The organism is Acinetobacter bereziniae (genome assembly GCF_016576965.1).
Lineage (GTDB): Bacteria > Pseudomonadota > Gammaproteobacteria > Pseudomonadales > Moraxellaceae > Acinetobacter > Acinetobacter bereziniae.
Window position 1 is genome coordinate 4,375,995 of record NZ_CP066119.1, and the last position, 20,266, is coordinate 4,396,260.

The 20,266-nt window shown below is 40.5% G+C and carries 17 protein-coding genes; 3 read left to right on the forward strand and 14 right to left on the reverse strand.

Annotated features, from left to right (window positions below):
* Positions 1–92: 92 nt before the first annotated feature.
* Positions 93–704, reverse strand: a complete 612-nt coding sequence (locus I9192_RS20505) for an OmpW/AlkL family protein (protein WP_005035293.1) — start codon at positions 702–704, stop codon at positions 93–95.
* 593 nt (positions 705–1,297) lie between these two features.
* On the opposite strand from I9192_RS20505, the gene I9192_RS20510 reads away from it, so the two are divergent.
* On the forward strand, positions 1,298–1,501 hold the full coding sequence (locus I9192_RS20510) for a hypothetical protein (protein WP_227549151.1): 204 nt from the start codon (positions 1,298–1,300) through the stop codon (positions 1,499–1,501).
* 77 nt (positions 1,502–1,578) lie between these two features.
* Here the strand turns inward: I9192_RS20510 and I9192_RS20515 are convergent, their stop codons facing one another.
* The 3 genes from I9192_RS20515 to I9192_RS20525 form a co-directional block, all read right to left on the reverse strand.
* Complete coding sequence (locus I9192_RS20515) at positions 1,579–1,974, reverse strand: hypothetical protein (RefSeq protein WP_005035291.1); 396 nt, start codon at positions 1,972–1,974, stop codon at positions 1,579–1,581.
* Between the two features lie 162 nt (positions 1,975–2,136).
* Entirely contained in the window at positions 2,137–3,552 is a 1,416-nt protein-coding gene (locus tag I9192_RS20520; protein WP_005035290.1) for a Na+/H+ antiporter family protein, read from the reverse strand.
* Positions 3,553–3,682: 130 nt separating this feature from the next.
* On the reverse strand, positions 3,683–4,552 hold the full coding sequence (locus I9192_RS20525; protein WP_005035288.1) for an alpha/beta fold hydrolase: 870 nt from the start codon (positions 4,550–4,552) through the stop codon (positions 3,683–3,685).
* Between the two features lie 120 nt (positions 4,553–4,672).
* On the opposite strand from I9192_RS20525, the gene I9192_RS20530 reads away from it, so the two are divergent.
* Positions 4,673–5,161: a PaaI family thioesterase gene (locus I9192_RS20530; protein WP_005035285.1), complete on the forward strand. Its 489-nt coding sequence runs from the start codon at positions 4,673–4,675 to the stop codon at positions 5,159–5,161.
* Between the two features lie 137 nt (positions 5,162–5,298).
* Here I9192_RS20530 and I9192_RS20535 read toward each other — a convergent pair whose 3' ends face one another.
* Positions 5,299–5,655: a hypothetical protein gene (locus I9192_RS20535; protein ID WP_004826248.1), complete on the reverse strand. Its 357-nt coding sequence runs from the start codon at positions 5,653–5,655 to the stop codon at positions 5,299–5,301.
* Between the two features lie 266 nt (positions 5,656–5,921).
* On the opposite strand from I9192_RS20535, the gene I9192_RS20540 reads away from it, so the two are divergent.
* A complete protein-coding gene (locus I9192_RS20540; protein ID WP_004826246.1) occupies positions 5,922–7,286 on the forward strand; it encodes an amino acid permease in 1,365 nt (454 codons plus the stop codon).
* A gap of 87 nt (positions 7,287–7,373) precedes the next feature.
* On the opposite strand, the gene I9192_RS20545 is transcribed toward I9192_RS20540, so the two are convergent.
* From I9192_RS20545 to secE, 9 genes are all read right to left on the reverse strand, one after another.
* Positions 7,374–7,931: a hypothetical protein gene (locus tag I9192_RS20545; RefSeq protein WP_005035283.1), complete on the reverse strand. Its 558-nt coding sequence runs from the start codon at positions 7,929–7,931 to the stop codon at positions 7,374–7,376.
* 84 nt (positions 7,932–8,015) lie between these two features.
* Complete coding sequence (gene rpoC / locus I9192_RS20550) at positions 8,016–12,209, reverse strand: DNA-directed RNA polymerase subunit beta' (RefSeq protein WP_004826243.1); 4,194 nt, start codon at positions 12,207–12,209, stop codon at positions 8,016–8,018.
* A 144-nt stretch (positions 12,210–12,353) separates the two neighbouring features.
* A complete protein-coding gene (gene rpoB / locus I9192_RS20555; protein ID WP_004826241.1) occupies positions 12,354–16,442 on the reverse strand; it encodes a DNA-directed RNA polymerase subunit beta in 4,089 nt (1,362 codons plus the stop codon).
* A gap of 307 nt (positions 16,443–16,749) precedes the next feature.
* The gene (gene rplL, locus I9192_RS20560; RefSeq protein WP_004826239.1) at positions 16,750–17,121 is read right to left on the reverse strand and encodes a 50S ribosomal protein L7/L12; all 372 of its coding nucleotides are present in this window, start codon (positions 17,119–17,121) and stop codon (positions 16,750–16,752) included.
* Between the two features lie 48 nt (positions 17,122–17,169).
* Positions 17,170–17,676 (reverse strand): 50S ribosomal protein L10, encoded by a 507-nt coding sequence (rplJ, locus tag I9192_RS20565; protein ID WP_004826238.1) that lies wholly within the window; start codon positions 17,674–17,676, stop codon positions 17,170–17,172.
* Between the two features lie 362 nt (positions 17,677–18,038).
* Positions 18,039–18,734, reverse strand: a complete 696-nt coding sequence (rplA, locus tag I9192_RS20570; RefSeq protein ID WP_004826236.1) for a 50S ribosomal protein L1 — start codon at positions 18,732–18,734, stop codon at positions 18,039–18,041.
* 3 nt (positions 18,735–18,737) lie between these two features.
* Entirely contained in the window at positions 18,738–19,166 is a 429-nt protein-coding gene (rplK, locus tag I9192_RS20575; protein ID WP_001074682.1) for a 50S ribosomal protein L11, read from the reverse strand.
* A gap of 117 nt (positions 19,167–19,283) precedes the next feature.
* Positions 19,284–19,817, reverse strand: a complete 534-nt coding sequence (gene nusG / locus I9192_RS20580) for a transcription termination/antitermination protein NusG (RefSeq protein ID WP_004718486.1) — start codon at positions 19,815–19,817, stop codon at positions 19,284–19,286.
* A 7-nt stretch (positions 19,818–19,824) separates the two neighbouring features.
* Positions 19,825–20,265 carry a preprotein translocase subunit SecE gene (secE, locus tag I9192_RS20585; protein WP_004826233.1) on the reverse strand — a complete coding sequence of 147 codons (441 nt, stop codon included), beginning with the start codon at positions 20,263–20,265 and terminating at the stop codon, positions 19,825–19,827.
* Position 20,266: the final 1 nt, after the last annotated feature.

Sequence of the window (20,266 nt, forward strand, 5' to 3'; positions counted from 1 at the left end):
GACTATTTTTTATGGTTTCTTGTTTCAAACAAAAAAAAGATCGGTTTAAAAATAAAAAGCTCGGTATGTACCGAGCTTTTTAATGTATCTACTTAGAATCTATAGCTATAACCTAAAGTGTAGATTACTGGATCAATATCTAAGTCAAATTTTGCAGCAGTTGCACCATCCGCAGTCACTTTCACTTCTGGGCTAAGTTGCGCATAACGTGCATCAAAGAAAACCCCCCAGTTTTTTGCATCGGCTGGTTGGAAATTAAAACCAATTTGACCAGCAAAACCAAAGTCATCTTTCACTTTTACTTTCGTGCCAGTTAAAGCGCCAGTTGATTCTTCATCCCACGCAACAAATGCTGTACCACCTATACCAATGTATGGTGTAAAACGTGTTGAGTTTTTAAAGTTATATTTAAAAGTAACAGTTGGTGGTAAATGCTTAAGTTTAACTGCTTTTTCACCATCCAAATTTACATCATGGCTGATCGGTGCAGCTAACAAAAGCTCAGCTGAAAATGGTGTTTCACCAAAGAAATATTCTACTGATGGTGTAAAAGCATATTCATGATCAGCTTTCACAGTACCAACACCTGCAACATTGGTGTCTTGAGTAGGTGAAATCACCGAACCACCAACTTTGACTTGCCAGTCTGCAAATGAAGCAGAAGAAATTCCCATTAATGTAATAAGAGCAAGTTGCTTTAACATTATAAATACCCCGCGTTGTTATTAATTAACATTAAACATAGGTATTAATTATTTTGCAACATTTATTTAAATACAAAAATAATCTTTATTTTTAAGCAATTGTTATATAAATAAATTTATTTTAATCATATTAAAATAGTTGGTTTTAAAAACCAACCAAATTAATCAAGATTATTGAGAATTTTTCATAAAATAATCAGTTTATTATTATAAATTAATAATGCATACAAAATACATGTTATATTTAAAATATAAAATGTATTTGATCGGATTAAAAAACCATTCTCAACCAATCTGACCAATTATCCACCAACTTAATTTGACTCATTTTCACTCCATACAAAGCTAAAAGTGAAAGAACTTATCGTTATCACAAGTAGCGTTTTATTTTCTATCTTAACGATAATGCTGCCTCAAAATGATATTCTGATCTGTCAAAAATTGAGAGCAATCTCATTCCACTGGCGCCGATTAAAAGAGTTAAAAGCTAAGTCCATTGCCTCAGTTCCATAACTAAGACATATTGAAAGCATTAATAGTGTTGAAAACTACTGAAAAGTCTCACAATTACCTACTTAATGGTTTTAGAAAATATGAATAGTTTAGAAAGAGAAAATTTAGAATCACGAGAACAATCGGAACAAAAAGAATCTAGCACTGTAAGTGATATAATTAATTCTGCGGATCCTATCGATCTTGTCGATCTAGTGGTTGAAACGAGTAAAATTGTAGTCAATACCAGCAAGGATATTGTGTCTAACCTTGCAGATCACATTGATATTGATATCAGTTTTTAGAAAATTTAAAGATAGAAAACTCAGCAAAAAATCTAATTTAAAAGTGATTTGAAAATTAAAGAAAAAATCAGACTAAGCTATAAATTCATATAAATTTCAGTATAACCCTGTGGAATCATCGTACCTTGTTGAATACCTGCAATTAAATCAGCCCATTTATCTTCAACAAAATCCACTAAAGGCTCTGGATAATTTCCCGTTCGATTATAATTTTCCCACTGATCTATTGAAAGCCCTAGAAATTGCTCAATCGACTGTATTGCTGTATCAAGTGACTCATATTGAAGGTTAATGTCCACACCAGTGTCATCACCACTTCCATCATAAAAATAGTAAGATACTAATATTTTATTGTTTTTTAAAAAACCAATAACCCTTATGTACCGCCCATACTCTTCTAATAAGGTTCGATCTACGACAACAGGCTGAGTCATACCGACTTCAATATAATTAACTAATTCGTCTATATTCATATTTATGATTTCCCAATGATAACAATTGATGTCTTATCGCATCTGAAAATCAGATATTAGATATCTCACTACAGCAGACAAAAATAGTTCTTTTGAATCAAACCAGCAAAAAAAGCTGTTTAGATTGCATCATAAACAGCCTCAAATATTCGCTATAACACTCTATAAAACCATAGCTGCAATCCAGCCAAAGACCAATAAAGGAATATTAAAATGGATAAATGTAGGTACAACAGTATCCCAAATATGATCATGCTGCCCATCCACTCCTAAACCTGCTGTAGGTCCGAGTGTAGAGTCTGAGGCAGGAGAACCCGCATCACCAAGCGCTGCCGCAGTACCGATGAGTGCGACCGTTGCCAGTGGCGAAAAACCAAATTGCACACACAATGGCACATAAATCACTGCAAGCACAGGAACGCTTGAGAAAGATGAACCGATTCCAATCGTCACAAATAAACCAATGAACAGCATTAAAAATGCCGCCAAAGCTTTATTATCACCGATCAGATGTACCACACCATTGACCAAATGATTGATATCTCCTGTATGCGTCATGACTGAGGCAAATCCAGCAGCAGAAATCATGATAAAACCGACCAATGCCATCATGCGCATGCCTTGCACAAAAACATCATCCGCTTCTTGCCATTTAAAAATTCCTGCCGCGGACAATACAGCAAAACCAACCAATCCCCCAAGAATCATTGAACCAGAATACAGTTGCGAGATCAGCGTTAAAACGATTGCCAACAAAGCCATTAAAATGGTTTTCGTTGCAATTACAGGGGCTTGTTTGGCTTGCTGTCCTAAAGCAATACCATCTGCTTTGAGTTCTTCCACATTGACTGCACGAAGCGGTTTGTCTAAATCAATGGTGGTGATGGGTGCAACATCACGATCAACATATAGACGAGGTTTACGGTAACTGATAAATACTGCAACCAAAGTGCCGATCACCATACCAAGCACAGGAATTGCCATCCCGATAGGCATCATGCTTCGTTCTACATGAAGTTGATATGCTGCTCCGATTTTATTGATGTTACCCATCAAAATTTGCTCTAAGAAAATGGCACCAAAACCAACAGGAAGGAAAATGTAAGTTCCAACTAACCCTAATGTCAGGACACATGCTGCCGCACGGCGATCAAGTTTTAAATGGTTCATTACTTTTAATAATGGTGGAACCAGTACTGGAATAAAAGCAATATGGACAGGAATCAAGTTTTGCGAACAAATAGCGGCAATCAACAAAATTCCCAACAGTAAAAATTTTACTTTTGTTGCTTGTTTTTGAGTCGCTTCCATCCCCAACAAACCAATTAACTTGTATGCCAATAAATCAGGTAATCCTGACTTGGACAATGCCAAAGCAAAAGCACCTAATACAGCGTATGCCAATGCCACTTCAGCACCATCACCCAAGCCCGCATTAAATGCTTGAACTGTGTCAGCTAAGCTTAAACCAGCGACCAAACCACCTATAATTGCTGAAATGACCAATGTTAAAACAACAGAAACTCGTGCCAGTGATAAAATAAACATCACGGCAATCGCAATAACGACAGCATTCATAGAGAAATTTACGAAAATTTGAAAGGCGATATTTTATCAGATTCATATCAGCGAAGCTGTAAATTCATCCAATTGATGGTGAAATAACGAGGTAACCAGTATTGATCACCTCGATTCAGGGTATCAGCTTTTAATTATTTTTCAGTGCAAATTCTTGAATATATTGTGCAATTTCTTGAGGTCGACTCAGTACCGCCCAGTGATTTGCATTAACCTCAACACGTTCAAATTCAGTTGCCCACTTTGGCACTTCATCAATCAACGCAGGACTGACAAATTTATCTTTTAAAAGAACCACTGCTTGCACAGGGCAGATCGCAAAACGCTGACGTGGACGTGCTAAACGTGGTAAAAAATTAGCGCGATATAACCCAATACCATGTTCACCATCTTTCGCAATATTTGAGTTTAAAGGTAGATCTTTCGTCTTCTCCAATTGCGCTAAAATTGCACCCCAACGCTGTGGACTGAAAAAATGCCAGACGGTAGGTGCAAGAATCGGAAGTTGAAAAGCAACAATGTACCAAGATTTCAATAATTGTTTAAAAAATTTAGGTTTTTCATGTAAAAACTGCTCACGCATCCAAAATGCGGCATGATCTAAACATGGTCCCGACATGGTGGTATAAGACAAAATACGATTTTTAAACTTTGTTTCAGTAACCGACTCCCAAGATTGAATTGACCCCCAGTCATGGGCAGCTAAATGAAACTGACGTTCGGGCAGTAATTCATTGACCACACATTCCAAATCTAGCGATAACCGCGGTAAAGCATAATCACGGATACGTTTTGGAATAGAGGATTGCCCTGCGCCACGAACATCATAGGTCACAATATAAAATTTTGAAATCAATTGCTCTATAATCGGTTCCCAAACTTCCTGATTATCAGGATAACCATGCACCAAGACCAACGCGGGGTTTTCAGCATTCCCCCATGTTTTTGCATAAAGTTTTTGCTTATCCTGCGTCGAGATCCAATAAGTTTGCGCTTGCATTGAGTCACCTTTTATTGTTTTCACCATTGGCTATGATTTCGCTCTAGAGGGCATTTCGATCAATGCCACTTTGCCTTGAGTTCTTTATTATGGTTGAAAAATAGATAACTAGAATTGACCATGAATGCGCTAATCAAGAAACTACAGACAATTCCATTTGTATCTAGATTTATGTTGAATCATTTTTCTCCATACAAAGGTGCAGGAATTGAAATCGAAAAAATTGATCTGAAAAACTATCATATTCGGGTCAAAATGCCACTGACACGCAACAATCAAAACATTGTTGGGGTTCACTTTGGTGGCAGTTTATATTCGATGGTCGACCCATTTTATATGCTTCTTTTGATGCATCACCTTGGTCCTAAATACATGGTGTGGGACAAAGCTGCGAGCATTAATTTTCTATCACCCGGACGCAGTACGGTTTATGCCGATATTCGATTGGATGCTGCTGAAATCGAACATGTTAAAGATCTGGCACAGAACTATAAGCCTGTGTATCGTAACTACACATTAAATATTTTTGATGATTCAGGGTTACGAATTGCTGAAGTACAAAAAACCGTTTATATCCGTCGTAAGAATCCACATCCGTTAAAACGTTAATGACTTTAGTAGACGACATTCAATATCGTTTAAACCTGTTTAATGGTCTACTAAATAAGTTAAATATAAACGATAGAAATAAAAAAACGCTATGCTGAATCAATACAACATAGCGTTTTTATCGTTCATTGAGTGACTTATTTGTTTTGCTCAATGGCTGCACCTGCGCCACCACCAATTGCACCACCAATTGCAGCACCAGCGTCACCACCTAGAATACCTTTACCAATCACTGAACCAATACCTGCACCAACACCACTATAAGTTGCGTTGCGATTTGAACCATTACTTGCCTTGCTTCCTACAGCCGCGCCACCACCAGCACCGACAGCCGCACCAATACCATTACCTGCATGATTACCTAAGCCACCACCAACAGCACCACCAAGCGCTGCGGAACCGATACGCTTATCATTTGCAGACATGTTTTCACAACCTGTCAGCATCACGATAGGTAAAGCTACACACATCATGGTCATTATTTGCTTTTTCATGCTCTTATTCCTTCTGTTATTACAAAAAGTCAATCAAACAGCTCTTCCACTTGAAATTATCTCATGGAAAGTAAAGATAAATTCGTGAGGAAATGATTGCTTTATTGCATCCATTTGTAACTTTGTTTAACACTCGGCAATGACTTAAGCTTTGATCCAATCGCTACAAATGGTGCATTCATGGAAGGTAAATTGCTTATTTTACGGATAAAAGCATGAACTCGTTATCAAGCTCCTATAAACTATAGCTAAGACTGGAGCTTATCATGTCACAAACTTCCACTTTAAAACGGGGACTCAATACCCGCCACATCCGTTTCCTTGCTTTAGGTTCTGCTATTGGCACAGGTTTATTCTACGGTTCAGCCTCGGCTATACAGCAAGCAGGTCCATCTGTACTACTGGCTTATATGATTGCCGGTATTGCAATTTATATTGTGATGCGTGCACTAGGTGAAATGGCTGTCCATAATCCTGTTTCAGATTCTTTTAGTCATTACGCTTCTGAATATATCAGTCCATTTGCAGGTTTTACCACAGGTTGGACCTATGTCTTTGAGATGGTCATTGTTGCGATCGCCGATGTCACTGCCTTTGGAATTTACATGGGTTTTTGGTTTCCCGATGTTGCACGTTGGGTTTGGATTCTGTCTCTAATTTTCTTTTTGGGTGCGATTAACCTGATCCATGTCAAAGTCTATGGTGAATTGGAATTTTGGTTATCCATCGTTAAGGTCACTGCCATTATTGCCATGATTTTGGGTGGTTTTGGCATCATGCTCTACGGTTTGCATATTCCACATACTGAATTTAGTTCAGGTATATCGAACCTTTGGACACATGGTGGTTTCTTTCCCAATGGTATTGCTGGTTTTATTGCCTGCTTTTCTGTGGTTGTTTTTGCATTTGGTGGTATAGAAATCATTGGTGTGACTGCTGGAGAAACCAAAGATCCTAAAGTGGCAATACCTCAAGCCATCAATGCTGTTCCTTTTCGCATCATCCTATTCTATGTATTGACTATTTTTGTACTGATGTCGATTTTTCCTTGGAATCAAATCGGTTCTCATGGCAGTCCATTTGTGCAAATATTTGAAAGCCTAGGGATCAAATCAGCGGCTGCCGTTCTAAACATTGTGGTGATTACTGCTGCTGTTTCTGCAATTAACAGTGATGTTTTTGGCGCCGGGCGAATGATGTATGGCATGGCAATCAAAGGCAAAGCGCCAGCAAGTTTTGCCAAAACATCAAGAAATGGCGTACCGTTTATGACCGTAATCGTCATGGCAAGCGTGCTTTTGGTTGGGGTACTCTTAAATTACCTGATTCCTGAAAATGTGTTTGAAATCATTGCCTCGATTGCAACATTTGCAACTGTTTATGTGTGGTTAATGATTTTATTAGCCCAGTTTGGCATGCGGAAAAAACTCAGTGCTGAAGAAATTAAAAAGCTCGATTTCCCTGTAGTTGGATGGCCTGTTGCACCGATTTTAGCCACAGCATTTATGGTCTTTGTCATTGCCATGATTGGTTATTTTCCAGCCTCACGTCCTGCACTTTATGTTGGGGCGATTTGGCTTGCTTTATTGGCTGTTGCTTATCAACTCTGGGTGAAACCACGATCTTCATAAATAAAAATTTGGGTTTCACTGAACTTAAAACCGCTGAATTCCAGCGGTTTTTTTTGTTCCCTTAGTTCTGCGATTTATTAAAATTTATCATTCCGACTTGTACATTAATCGTTGTTTGATATTGATGATGATTGCAAATAGAACACCTATAATCCCTGTCAGTGCTAAAAGGAGAATGCCAAAGTAAAACAGTTCAGCCAAAATAATTCCCAATTTGTACTCATACAAAATTCTAAATAAATAACTGTTTTTAACACGGATAGACACCAATGAAGGATTTAAATGCCATAGGCTCAGTATCGTTGCAAAGCCAATGCAAAATGAGAAACAAGCAAAAATGATCACCGCATCTAAAGGTTTAAACTGATTGAGTTTAGGTTGCTCAACTTTATCGTCTTTATATATCGCATAAATAATCAGTAACGCCCACAGTGGACACAGCAAGCTCAGGTAGGTCTTAACAAACAGGCTAAATTGTTCCAGCTCACCTGTGGTGGTACTTTGAATTTTTAAAAATTGATTGATCCATTGCATCATATCAATTTGCCAACCATGTTCTAATGCAGGTACAGGCAGCAACATCATGAACAATAATGGACAAATCGTCATCAAAGTTAAGGTCTTCACTACAGTATTTATTTTCATTCTAGATTGATTTTAATTTCCATTTTTTGATTATATAAAAAAAGACGCCCTGAGGCGTCTTCTTCATTTCAAAAGCTGTTTAACTTAGAAAGAATCTTCGTTTAAAGCCTGAGAGAATGCTTGATCAACTTCGGAGAAGTCATTTACAAGCTCATGCTCAGCAGCTTCTGCTTCTTGACGACGACGTTCTAAGTGGTATGCAAGACCAGTACCTGCTGGAATCAAGCGACCTACAACAACGTTTTCTTTCAAGCCACGTAAATCATCTTCTTTACCTGTTACAGCCGCTTCAGTTAACACACGTGTGGTTTCCTGGAACGATGCAGCAGAGATGAACGAGTCAGTAGAAAGCGATGCTTTGGTAATACCCATCAATTGACGCTCATACTTCGCAGGGAACTTGTTCTGAGCCAATACCGCTTGGTTTTCGCCCACAACGCGGATGTAATCCACTTGTTCGCCTTTGATGAAGCTTGTATCGCCGCCATCAGTAATGTCAACTTTACGCAACATTTGGCGCACGATCACTTCGATATGCTTATCGTTGATTTTTACACCTTGTAAGCGGTAAACGTCTTGAACTTCGTTCACGATGTAGTTGGTTAATGCAACTTCACCTTTCAAACGTAAGATGTCATGTGGGTTCTGTGGACCATCAGAAATGGTTTCACCACGGTTCACATGCTCACCTTCAAACACGTTAATGGTACGCCATTTAGGAATCAACTCTTCATAAATTTCAGAGCCATCATCTGGTGTAATCACTAAGCGGTTCTTACCTTTGGTTTCTTTACCAAAGCTTACAACACCTGAAATTTCAGCAAGGATCGCATGCTCTTTTGGCTTACGTGCTTCGAACAAGTCAGCTACACGTGGCAGACCACCGGTAATATCACGAGTACGTGAAGTTTCTTGTGGTACACGACCAATGACATCACCCACACCAATCGTTTCGCCATCACGAACAGTCACGATTGTATTTTGTGGCAAGAAGTAGAACTGTTCGCCGCCATCGGTTGTATCCAACACGATTGCAGGACGTAAATCTTTACCAGAAGCAGGACGAGCTGTTACAGGTAAGATTTCAACAGTCGTCATACCTGTTGCATCATCAGTTTTCGATGTTGCAGTTACACCATCAGCAATTTGGCTGAAACGTGCTTTACCAGCAACTTCTGTTACCAATGGATGTGTATGCGGATCCCAAGTTGCAACAATACCGCCGCCTTCTACAGGTTGACCATCTTTGATCAAGATAGACGCACCGTATGGAAGTTTATAACGTTCACGCTCACGACCTAAGTCATCCGCAATACCGATTTCACCTGAACGTGAAACAGATACCAAATGACCTTTGGCATGTTGAACAGTTTTAACGTTATGGAAACGAACTGTACCTTTGTTACGTACTTGAACACTGTTTGCAGCAGAAGTTCGGCTTGCAGCACCACCCACGTGGAATGTACGCATGGTTAACTGTGTACCAGGTTCACCAATTGATTGTGCAGCCATAACCCCAACAGATTCACCTGGATTCACCAAGTGACCGCGAGCCAAGTCACGACCATAACATTTCGCACATACACCGAATGTTGAAGCACAGTTTACAACTGAACGTACTTTAACTTCGTCAACACCGTTATCTTCAAGGAACGTTGCAAGTTTCTCGTCGATCAATGTGTTACGTGGAAGAAGGACATCATCTGTACCTGGTTTCTTGACATCTTCAGCAAGTACACGACCCAATACTCGAGCACCTAAGTTCTCGATGACATCGCCACCTTGAATGAATGGAGTCATTACAAGACCGTCATAAGTACCACAATCTGGCTCAGTAATGACCAAATCTTGTGCTACGTCGACAAGACGACGTGTTAAGTAACCCGAGTTCGCAGTTTTAAGTGCTGTATCTGCCAAACCTTTACGCGCACCGTGTGTTGAAATGAAGTACTGAAGTACTGTCAAACCTTCACGGAAGTTTGCTTTAATCGGTGTTTCAATGATCGAACCATCTGGTTTAGCCATCAAACCACGCATACCTGCAAGCTGACGAATCTGAGCTGCCGAACCACGGGCACCAGAGTCAGACATCATGTAGATACTGTTGAATGATTTTTGCTTCTCATCTTCACCCTGTTTATTTTTAACAGTTGTGAATGACAAGTTATCCATCATCGCTTTTGCAACTTGGTCGTTGGTACGCGCCCAAATATCGACAACTTTGTTATAACGCTCACCAGCAGTTACGAAACCTTGCTCGAATTGTTGTTCAATTTCACGAACTTCAACTTCAGCTTTTTCAATAATTGCTTGCTTTTGTGGTGGAATCAACATGTCTTCCATACCCACAGAAACACCTGAACGTGTTGCTTGACGGAAGCCCAAGTACATCAATTGGTCAGCAAAGATAACAGTATCTTTCAAACCTAATTTACGGTAGCAAGAGTTAATCAATTTAGAGATGTTTTTCTTGGTCATCTCTACGTTGATTTGTTGGAAATCCATACCTTCAGGAACAACTTCCCAAAGTAAGCAACGACCCGGTGTTGTATCTACAACAATAGTTTGATGTTCACGGTTACCGTTGTCATCAATCACTGTTTGGTGTACACGCGCTTTAACACGAGCATGTAAATCAACTTGACCTGTCGCAAGTGCACGGTTTACTTCATGTGTGTCCGCAAACACCATGCCTTCACCTTTGGCGTTTACTGCATCACGTGTGATGTAGTAAAGACCCAATACAACGTCCTGAGAAGGTACGATGATTGGCTCACCATTTGCAGGTGACAAGATGTTGTTTGTCGACATCATTAACGCACGAGCTTCTAACTGAGCTTCAAGTGTTAATGGTACGTGAACCGCCATTTGGTCACCATCGAAGTCGGCGTTAAACGCAGCACATACGAGTGGGTGTAAACGAATCGCTTTACCTTCGATCAAAATAGGTTCAAACGCTTGAAGACCTAAACGGTGAAGTGTTGGCGCACGGTTCAACATTACTGGATGCTGACGAATTACAGATGCAAGAACGTCCCATACTTCTGGTGTTTCACGCTCAACCATTTTCTTCGCAGCTTTAATGGTAGTTGCTTGACCTGAAGCTTGTAATTTCGCAAAAATGAATGGCTTGAATAATTCAAGTGCCATTTTCTTTGGAAGACCACATTGGTGCAAACGTAATGATGGACCTACGGTAATCACCGAACGACCTGAATAGTCAACACGCTTACCAAGTAAGTTTTGACGGAAACGACCTTGTTTACCTTTGATCATATCAGCCAAAGATTTAAGCGGACGTTTGTTCGAACCTGTAATCGCACGACCACGACGACCGTTGTCTAACAATGCATCGACAGACTCTTGTAACATACGTTTTTCGTTACGTACGATAATGTCTGGCGCAGCAAGGTCAAGAAGACGTTTTAAACGGTTGTTACGGTTAATCACACGACGGTAAAGATCGTTCAAGTCAGAAGTCGCAAAACGACCACCTTCAAGCGGTACTAACGGACGAAGATCAGGTGGAAGTACTGGAAGTACATTCATCACCATCCATTCTGGCTTGTTGTTTGACTCTTTGAACGCTTCCATCAACTTCAAACGTTTAGACGCTTTTTTAAGCTTAGTTTCTGAAGTTGTGTTTGGAATTTCTTCACGTAAACGAGAAATTTCAGCTTCAAGATCGATATCTTTCAACAAGTCTTGAACTGCTTCAGCACCCATTTTAGCGCTGAATTCATCACCGTGTTCTTCTAACGCAGTAAAGTATTCTTCATCATTAAGAAGTTGGTACTTCTCCATTGGCGTCATGCCTGGATCAGTCACCACATAAGATTCGAAATACAATACACGTTCAATATCACGCAAAGTCATATCAAGAAGTAAACCGATACGGCTTGGTAATGATTTCAAGAACCAAATATGAGCAACAGGAGAAGCCAATTCGATGTGACCCATACGCTCACGACGAACTTTCGCAGTTGTTACTTCAACGCCACATTTTTCACAAATGACGCCTTTGTATTTCATACGCTTGTATTTACCGCACAAGCATTCGTAATCTTTTACTGGACCAAAGATTTTGGCACAGAATAAACCATCACGTTCTGGCTTAAACGTACGATAGTTAATGGTTTCTGGCTTTTTAACTTCACCGTGAGACCATGACTTAATCATTTCTGGTGACGCAAGACCAATACGGATGCGATCAAACTCTACTGGAGCATGACCGTCTGAGTCCGTCTTTTTGCGCATGATATCGAGCAAGTCTTTCAATTTTTTTCTCCGTGTGCCGAAGAGGCATTTTCTCTACGGCTGGGTCACAAATATTGTTTTTTCACTGAGATTTGGAATCTCCCCTGCCCCCTCTTTAAGAAAGAAGGGAAATCCCCCCTTTAACAAAGGGGGATCAAGGGGGATTTAGTCACCATTTTTCAGTTCAATGTTGATACCTAAAGAACGGATCTCTTTGGTCAATACGTTGAACGATTCAGGCATACCCGGATCCATATAATGGTTACCATCTACAATGTTCTTATAGATGCGAGTACGACCTTCAACGTCATCCGATTTCACAGTTAACATTTCTTGAAGTGTATAAGCAGCACCATAAGCCTCAAGTGCCCAAACTTCCATCTCACCGAAACGCTGACCACCGAATTGTGCTTTACCACCAAGCGGTTGTTGAGTCACCAGTGAGTAAGAACCAGTAGAACGTGCATGCATCTTGTCGTCAACCAAGTGGTTCAACTTGAGCATGTACATATAACCTACTGTTACTGGGCGGTCAAAACGCTCACCTGTACGTCCATCATACAATACTGTTTGACCTGTACGTGAGATACCACCAAGTTCAAGTAACTCTTTGATTTGTCCTTCTTCTGCACCATCAAATACTGGTGTAGCTAAAGGAACACCTTTACGCAAGTTACCTGATAACACCAAGATTTCTTCATCAGTCAAGCTATCAAGATCTTCTTGCTCGCCACCAACTTTGTTATAAATCTTGTCTAAGAATTCACGAAGTTCAAGAACAGTACGTTGCTCTTTCATCATCTTGTCGATCTTATCGCCAAGACCTTTCGCTGCCATACCCAAGTGAGTTTCAAGAATCTGACCCACGTTCATACGTGATGGTACACCGAGTGGGTTAAGTACCACATCCACTGGAACACCATGGATGTCATGCGGCATATCTTCAACTGGTAAGATGTTTGATACAACACCCTTGTTACCGTGACGACCCGCCATCTTATCACCAGGCTGGATACGACGTTTAACAGCAAGATAAACTTTAACAACTTTCAACACACCAGTTGTCAGTTCATCACCCGTTGAAAGTTTACGTTTTTTCTCAGCAAACTTCTCATCGATCTCGTGGCTCTTCTCTTTCAAGAACACTTGAATCTGCGTTAAACGCTCAGCAATACCTTCGTCTGCTGGTTGAACTTCTAACAGATCAACAAGCTCTAAGTTAGACAATACGTCTTCAGTTAGCTTGTCACCACGTTTCGTTGTACCACCACCATTTGACTCTTGACCTTTCAATAAACGCACAATACGTTCACGAGCAGCTTCTTCGAAGATTTTGAACTCTTCTTTCAAGTCTTTACGGTAAGCATCAAGTTGCGCTTTTTCAATTGCTTGAGCACGCTCATCTTTCTCGATACCGTCACGTGTAAACACTTGAACGTCAATCACTGTACCTTTTACGCTTGAAGAAACACGTAAAGAAGAGTCTTTTACATCCGCAGCTTTTTCACCGAAAATTGCACGAAGTAATTTTTCTTCAGGTGTTAATTGTGTTTCACCTTTAGGCGTTACCTTACCAACAAGGATGTCACCTGCTGAAACTTCAGCACCGATATAAACAATACCTGATTCATCAAGTTTAGATAAAGCTGCTTCACCCACGTTAGGAATATCTGCAGTAATTTCTTCTGCACCTAACTTGGTATCACGCGCTACACATGACAACTCTTGGATGTGAATCGAAGTCAAACGGTCTTCTTGAAGTACACGCTCAGATAATAAGATCGAGTCTTCGTAGTTATAACCGTTCCACGTCATGAACGCGACACGCATGTTTTGACCAAGCGCTAATTCACCACCGTCAGTCGATGGACCATCAGCAAGAACGTCACCACGACCTACTTTATCGCCCAAGCTCACAAGAACTTTTTGGTTGATACAAGTGTTTTGGTTTGAACGTGTGTATTTGATCAAGTTGTAGATGTCTACACCTGCTTCACCCGCGATCATTTCATCTTCGTTCACACGAATAACAACACGAGAAGCATCAACGAACTCAATACGTCCGCCACGTTTTGCGATTACACACACGCCAGAGTCATGCGCTACGTTTGCTTCCATACCTGTACCAACAAGTGGCTTGTCAGCAAGCAATGTAGGAACAGCCTGACGTTGCATGTTTGAACCCATTAATGCACGGTTCGCATCATCGTGTTCAAGGAATGGAATAAGTGATGCAGCAACAGAAACAACCTGCTGAGCAGATACATCCATATGCGTCACTTTTTCAGGAGGCATACGAACGAATTCACCTTGATGACGTACAGAAACGAATTCTTCAGTCAAGTGACCGTCTTTATCTACACCAGAATCGGCTTGTGCAATTACAGTGCCTACTTCTTCAATCGCAGATAAATACTCAACATCATCCGTTACACGACCATCAACCACTTTACGGTATGGTGTTTCCAAGAAACCGAAGTTGTTGGCTTTTGCATATACAGAAAGTGAGTTGATCAAACCAATGTTTGGACCTTCAGGTGTCTCAATTGGACACACACGACCATAGTGAGTTTGATGTACGTCACGTACCTCAAAGCCTGCGCGTTCACGTGTCAAACCACCAGGACCAAGCGCTGAAACACGACGTTTGTGCGTAATTTCAGACAATGGATTGTTTTGATCCATAAACTGAGACAATTGGCTTGAACCAAAGAATTCTTTGATTGCAGCTGCAACTGGTTTCGCATTGATCAAATCTTGTGGAGACAAGTTATCTGTTTCAGCTTGGTTTAAACGCTCTTTTACAGCACGTTCAACACGAACTAGACCAACACGGAATTGGTTTTCTGTCATTTCACCAACAGAACGTACACGACGGTTACCTAAGTGATCGATATCGTCGACTTCACCTTTACCGTTACGGATTTCTACCAATGTTTTCAATACATCAATGATGTCATCGTTAGAAAGAATACCTTCTACTTCACGAGACTTCTGATCTGTACCGACTTCATAAGGACGACCCAAACGACGATTAAACTTCATACGACCTACAGGAGACAAGTCATAACGCTCTGTAGAGAAGAATAAGTTATTGAATAAGTTTTCAGCCGCTTCTTTTGTTGGTGGCTCACCTGGACGCATGACTTTGTAGATTTCTACAAGTGCTTCTTCACGACCTGTTGTCGTATCTGCACGTAGTGTATCTGCAACAAACGAACCACGATCGATATCATTGGTGAACAAGATGTTAAATTGTTTAACACCACCTTCAGCGATTTTAACCAATACTTCATGGCTTAAAATGGTATTAGCAGCAATCACTTCACCATCACGTAAAGTAATATCTTCAGCTGTAATACGCTCATACAAGTATTCATCAGGAACAGAAAGTTTAGTTAAACCCGCAGCTTCCATTTGACGCACATGACGTGCATTGATACGTTTACCTTGTTCAACAATCACTTTACCGTCATTGTCTGCAATATCGAACTGCGCCATTTCACCGCGAAGGCGTTCTGGAACAAGGTCAATCTGATAGCTACCCATATCAAGATATACAGGTACTTTCTCATAGAACATATTGAGAATTTGTTCATTGCTATAGTTCAATGCACGTAGAATAACAGTCGCCAACAATTTACGACGACGGTCAATACGAACAAATACTAAGTCTTTAGCATCAAATTCAAAATCCAACCATGACCCACGGTAAGGAATGATACGTGCTGAATAAAGCACTTTACCACTTGAATGAGTTTTACCCTTATCGTGATCAAAGAAGACGCCCGGAGAACGGTGTAATTGAGATACGATTACACGCTCAGTACCATTGATTACAAAAGTACCATTCTCAGTCATGAGTGGCATTTCACCCATGTACACTTCTTGTTCACGTACGTCTTTGATAGATTTCGTTTCACGATCTTTGATGATCAAACGAATTTTAACGCGCATTGGTGCCGCAAAGGTTGAACCGCGAAGAATACACTCGCGAACATCAAACTCTGGTTTACCAAGACTATACTCAACGAATTCTAAAGCAGCATTGCCCGAATAACTTTCAATAGGAAAAACTGAACGAAATGCAGCTTGGAGACCGATATCTTCGCGATTTTTTGGAGTTTTGCCATCTTGCAAGAATGTTCTGTACGAGTCGACTTGAATCGCGAGCAAGTACGGAGCATGCATGACTTGGGGCAATTTACCAAAATTCTTACGGATCCGTTTCTTTTCGGTATATGAGTATGCCATCTGGAGTCCTCGGAAAGTAAACTAAGCCCGCCTGCAGAACGAACTTAGAAGGAATTACGCAGGTCGATATGACCACCACTTTTATACAAATGCTGCAAATTTCAGTGGTACAAAACGCTTAACAATATTTTTAAAACTGAAAAATATTGGTAAGCGTTTGATTATGTTTATTTATTTTAAAAATTGATGATTTTTATATCAATCAATCTAAAATCGAGCCGATTATTGTAACGCAAAAAGGCTGATGACCCAAGAGCCATCAGCCAATTTGTGGAGCCGATTATAAAAAAATCGACTCCCCTTAAGATTACTTAAGTGTAACTGTAGCACCAGCTTCTTCAAGTTTCTTCTTAAGTTCTTCGCCTTCTTCTTTAGAAACCGCTTCTTTAACAACTGAAGGAGCGCCTTCAACAAGATCTTTAGCTTCTTTAAGACCAAGACCAGTAGCTTCACGAACTGCTTTAATTACAGCAACTTTGTTAGCACCGAAAGAAGTCAACTCAACGTTGAATTCAGATTGCTCTTCAGCAGCAGCAGCGCCAGCACCTGGAGCAGCAGCTACAGCTACAGCAGCTGCAGATACGTTGAATTTTTCTTCGAAAGCAGAAATAAGTTCAACAAGTTCAAGAACAGTTTTTTCAGCAACTGCGTTTAAGATTTCTTCGTTAGTTAAAGCCATGAGAATAACTCCAAATGGATATTGAATGGTGTGTGAAAATTTTTAAGCTTAAGCTGCTTCTGACTCGTTTTTCTCTTTGAGTGCTGTAATAAGGCGACCCAATTTCGAAATAGGAGCTTGAAGAACATTGGCAAGCATAGTAAGTGCTTTTTCTTGGTTTGGAAGATTTGCGATAACGCTAACATCTGCACCTTGATAAACTTTGCCATCAAATGCAGCAGCTTTAAGTTCAAATGCTTTGTTAGTTTTAGCAAAATCTTCAAACAAGCGAGCAGCTGCGCCCATGTCGTCTTCAGAAGTTGAAAAAGCTAGAATAGTTGGACCAACAAGGTTCTCATCTAAAATAGAGAATTGAGTACCTTCAAGTGCACGCTTAGCCAAAGTGTTACGCACGATACGTGTTTTAACACCTAACTTACGAGCTTCTACGCGAAGTGTAGTCAATTGTTCTACTGTTAAACCTTGGTAGTCAGCAACAACAGCAGCAAACGCCACAGAAGCAACTTCATTTACTTCAGCAACGATCTGTTTTTTGTCTTCGATAAGAAGAGCCATTGTAAAACCTCCTAACGGTGATTTATGCAATCCACAAATGGACTGCACTCCCAATTCGCAAGTCAATTTCTCAACTTACACGCGGAGGAGGAATCAATCACACCACCGCGTCTACTCAGACTGGTATTTTAAGAAGCAAATCCTGAGACCTGCCTCGCCTGAGGTCTTTGACGCTGATAAACTTACATCTATCAATTCAAAGTCCGCCTGAGAACCCATCAGCAAGTAAACCTTGCCAACTCACAAGATGAGAAAACCTCGAATGAAGCTTTCCTCATTTTGCGCAAAGTTTAAAAACCATGTTTTAAACTTCACTCAGGACTTTAAAATTCTTTTATTGCAAATAATTATCTATAAAATAATTATTTAGTAACGTTCTGTACGTCTACAACAAGACCAGGACCCATCGTTGAGCTCAAAGTGATCTTTTGGATGTAGATACCTTTAGAAGTCGCAGGTTTTGCTTTCTTAAGGTCAGCAATAAGTGCTTCAACGTTTGAACGAACAGCTTCAGCAGTAAAACCTACTTGACCGATCGCAGCGTGGATGATACCCGCTTTGTCTACACGGTAACGTGCTTGACCTGCTTTTGCATTTTTAACTGCAGTTGCAACGTCAGGAGTTACTGTACCCACTTTAGGGTTTGGCATTAAGCCACGTGGACCAAGGATCGTACCTAACTTACCTACAACGCGCATTGCATCTGGAGCAGCAATCACAACATCAAAGTCTAAGTTACCTGCTTGAATGCTTTCAGCAAGATCATCAAAACCAACAACGTCCGCGCCTTCAGCTTTAGCAGCTTCAGCAGCAGCGCCTTGAGCAAACACAGCTACACGTACAGTTTTACCAGTACCTGCAGGAAGTGTAGTCGCGCCACGAACAACTTGGTCAGATTTACGAGGATCAACACCTAGGTTTACCGCAACATCCAAAGATTCTTTGAATTTTGCAGCAGGAAGGCTGCTAAGAACTTGTACCGCTTCTTCCAAAGTATAAACTTTGTTTGCTTCTACAGCAGCAGCAATGGCTTTTTGACGTTTAGTTAACTTTGCCATGTCTTATAGCTCCACTTCCAAGCCCATAGAACGCGCAGAACCAGCAATGGTACGTACACGTGCGTCTAAATCAGCACCAGTTAAATCTGGTTCTTTAGTAGTCGCAATTTCTTCTAATTGAGCACGAGTCAACTTACCAACTTTAGTTTTGTTTGGTACAGATGAACCCTTTTGAATACCAGCAGCTTTCTTAAGAAGAATAGATGCAGGTGGAGTTTTCATGATGAATGTGAACGACTTATCGTTGTACACAGTGATCACTACAGGAATTGGAAGACCTGGTTCAACTTTTTGTGTAGCAGCATTGAATTCTTTACAGAATGCCATGATGTTCACACCACGTTGACCTAGTGCAGGACCGATTGGTGGAGATGGATTCGCTTTACCAGCTGGAACTTGCAGCTTGATATAGCCGTCAATCTTCTTAGCCATTTCAAATTACCTCTGGGTACAAACGCCTTTTAGAGCTCCCCAAGTTTTCAAGTAACGATACCGTTACAACAACAATGCCCGATCCATAACAAATCGGGCGCTTTTGAACAATTCAAATTAAATTGTTTTTTCGACTTGGCGAAATTCCAATTCAACTTGAGTTGGTCGATTAAATACGTTAATCGTCAACGTTAAACGTGATTTTTCGTACTGAACTTCTTCCACCACACCTTTAAAGTCTGTGAATGGACCGTCAGTAACAAGTAATTCTTCACCCGGCTCGAACATCGTCTTAGGACGAGGTGCTTCACCTTTGTTGTGCACACGTGCAAGAATCGCATCAGCTTCTTTTTGCGTAATTGGTGCTGGTTTTTCAGCTGTACCACCAATGAAACCCAATACTTTTGGACATTCTTTAACAATGTGCCAAGTTTCATCATTCATTTCCATTTCAACTAATACATAGCCTGGAAAGAATTTACGCTCTGATTTACGTTTCTTACCATCCTTCATTTCTACCACTTCTTCGGTAGGAACAAGGACTTCACCAAAACTATCAGCAACAGCGCTACGCTGGATTCGATCATTAAGTGAACGCATCACTTGTTTTTCATAGCCTGAATAGGCATGAATAATGTACCAACGTTTCATAGCTCTCTTACCCGATAATAAACTTCATAAACCAACCGATGATATAGTCAAAACACCACAAAATAATTGCGGCAACTACAACAACGAGGAGAACCTGCCATGAAGTGGTTACTGTTTCATGTTTCGTAGGCCAAGTGACTCGACGCAATTCGATACGCGAATCTTTAAGCAAACGAACAAAGCCTTTGCCTTGATGGGTGGCGTATAATAAACCTAAAGCTACGATGATACAAGCTATAATTACCCCAATACGCACCCAGATACTATTTGCTGGTGCCCAATACGCTGGAAGATATTGATTTGTCATCAAAGCACAGCCAAATAAAGCCAATGCAATGATCCACAAAATAAAATCAAATGGAGAACTTGTCTTCACCATTTCAGCTGAATTGTTGCTTTGAGGAATTGCCGCGCCGCCTGTTGCGTCACGTGATTTATCGTTCGACATT

Excerpts from the sequence above, each read along its gene's own strand:
- I9192_RS20505 (WP_005035293.1), bottom strand. The coding sequence starts at position 704 with ATGTTAAAGCAACTTGCTCTTATTACATTAATGGGAATTTCTTCTGCT.
- I9192_RS20510 (WP_227549151.1), top strand. The coding sequence starts at position 1,298 with ATGAATAGTTTAGAAAGAGAAAATTTAGAATCACGAGAACAATCGGAA.
- I9192_RS20515 (WP_005035291.1), bottom strand. The coding sequence starts at position 1,974 with ATGAATATAGACGAATTAGTTAATTATATTGAAGTCGGTATGACTCAG.
- I9192_RS20520 (WP_005035290.1), bottom strand. The coding sequence starts at position 3,552 with ATGAATGCTGTCGTTATTGCGATTGCCGTGATGTTTATTTTATCACTG.
- I9192_RS20525 (WP_005035288.1), bottom strand. The coding sequence starts at position 4,552 with ATGCAAGCGCAAACTTATTGGATCTCGACGCAGGATAAGCAAAAACTT.
- I9192_RS20530 (WP_005035285.1), top strand. The coding sequence starts at position 4,673 with ATGAATGCGCTAATCAAGAAACTACAGACAATTCCATTTGTATCTAGA.
- I9192_RS20535 (WP_004826248.1), bottom strand. The coding sequence starts at position 5,655 with ATGAAAAAGCAAATAATGACCATGATGTGTGTAGCTTTACCTATCGTG.
- I9192_RS20540 (WP_004826246.1), top strand. The coding sequence starts at position 5,922 with ATGTCACAAACTTCCACTTTAAAACGGGGACTCAATACCCGCCACATC.
- I9192_RS20545 (WP_005035283.1), bottom strand. The coding sequence starts at position 7,931 with ATGAAAATAAATACTGTAGTGAAGACCTTAACTTTGATGACGATTTGT.
- rpoB (WP_004826241.1), bottom strand. The coding sequence starts at position 16,442 with ATGGCATACTCATATACCGAAAAGAAACGGATCCGTAAGAATTTTGGT.
- rplL (WP_004826239.1), bottom strand. The coding sequence starts at position 17,121 with ATGGCTTTAACTAACGAAGAAATCTTAAACGCAGTTGCTGAAAAAACT.
- rplJ (WP_004826238.1), bottom strand. The coding sequence starts at position 17,676 with ATGGCTCTTCTTATCGAAGACAAAAAACAGATCGTTGCTGAAGTAAAT.
- rplA (WP_004826236.1), bottom strand. The coding sequence starts at position 18,734 with ATGGCAAAGTTAACTAAACGTCAAAAAGCCATTGCTGCTGCTGTAGAA.
- rplK (WP_001074682.1), bottom strand. The coding sequence starts at position 19,166 with ATGGCTAAGAAGATTGACGGCTATATCAAGCTGCAAGTTCCAGCTGGT.
- nusG (WP_004718486.1), bottom strand. The coding sequence starts at position 19,817 with ATGAAACGTTGGTACATTATTCATGCCTATTCAGGCTATGAAAAACAA.
- secE (WP_004826233.1), bottom strand. The coding sequence starts at position 20,265 with ATGTCGAACGATAAATCACGTGACGCAACAGGCGGCGCGGCAATTCCT.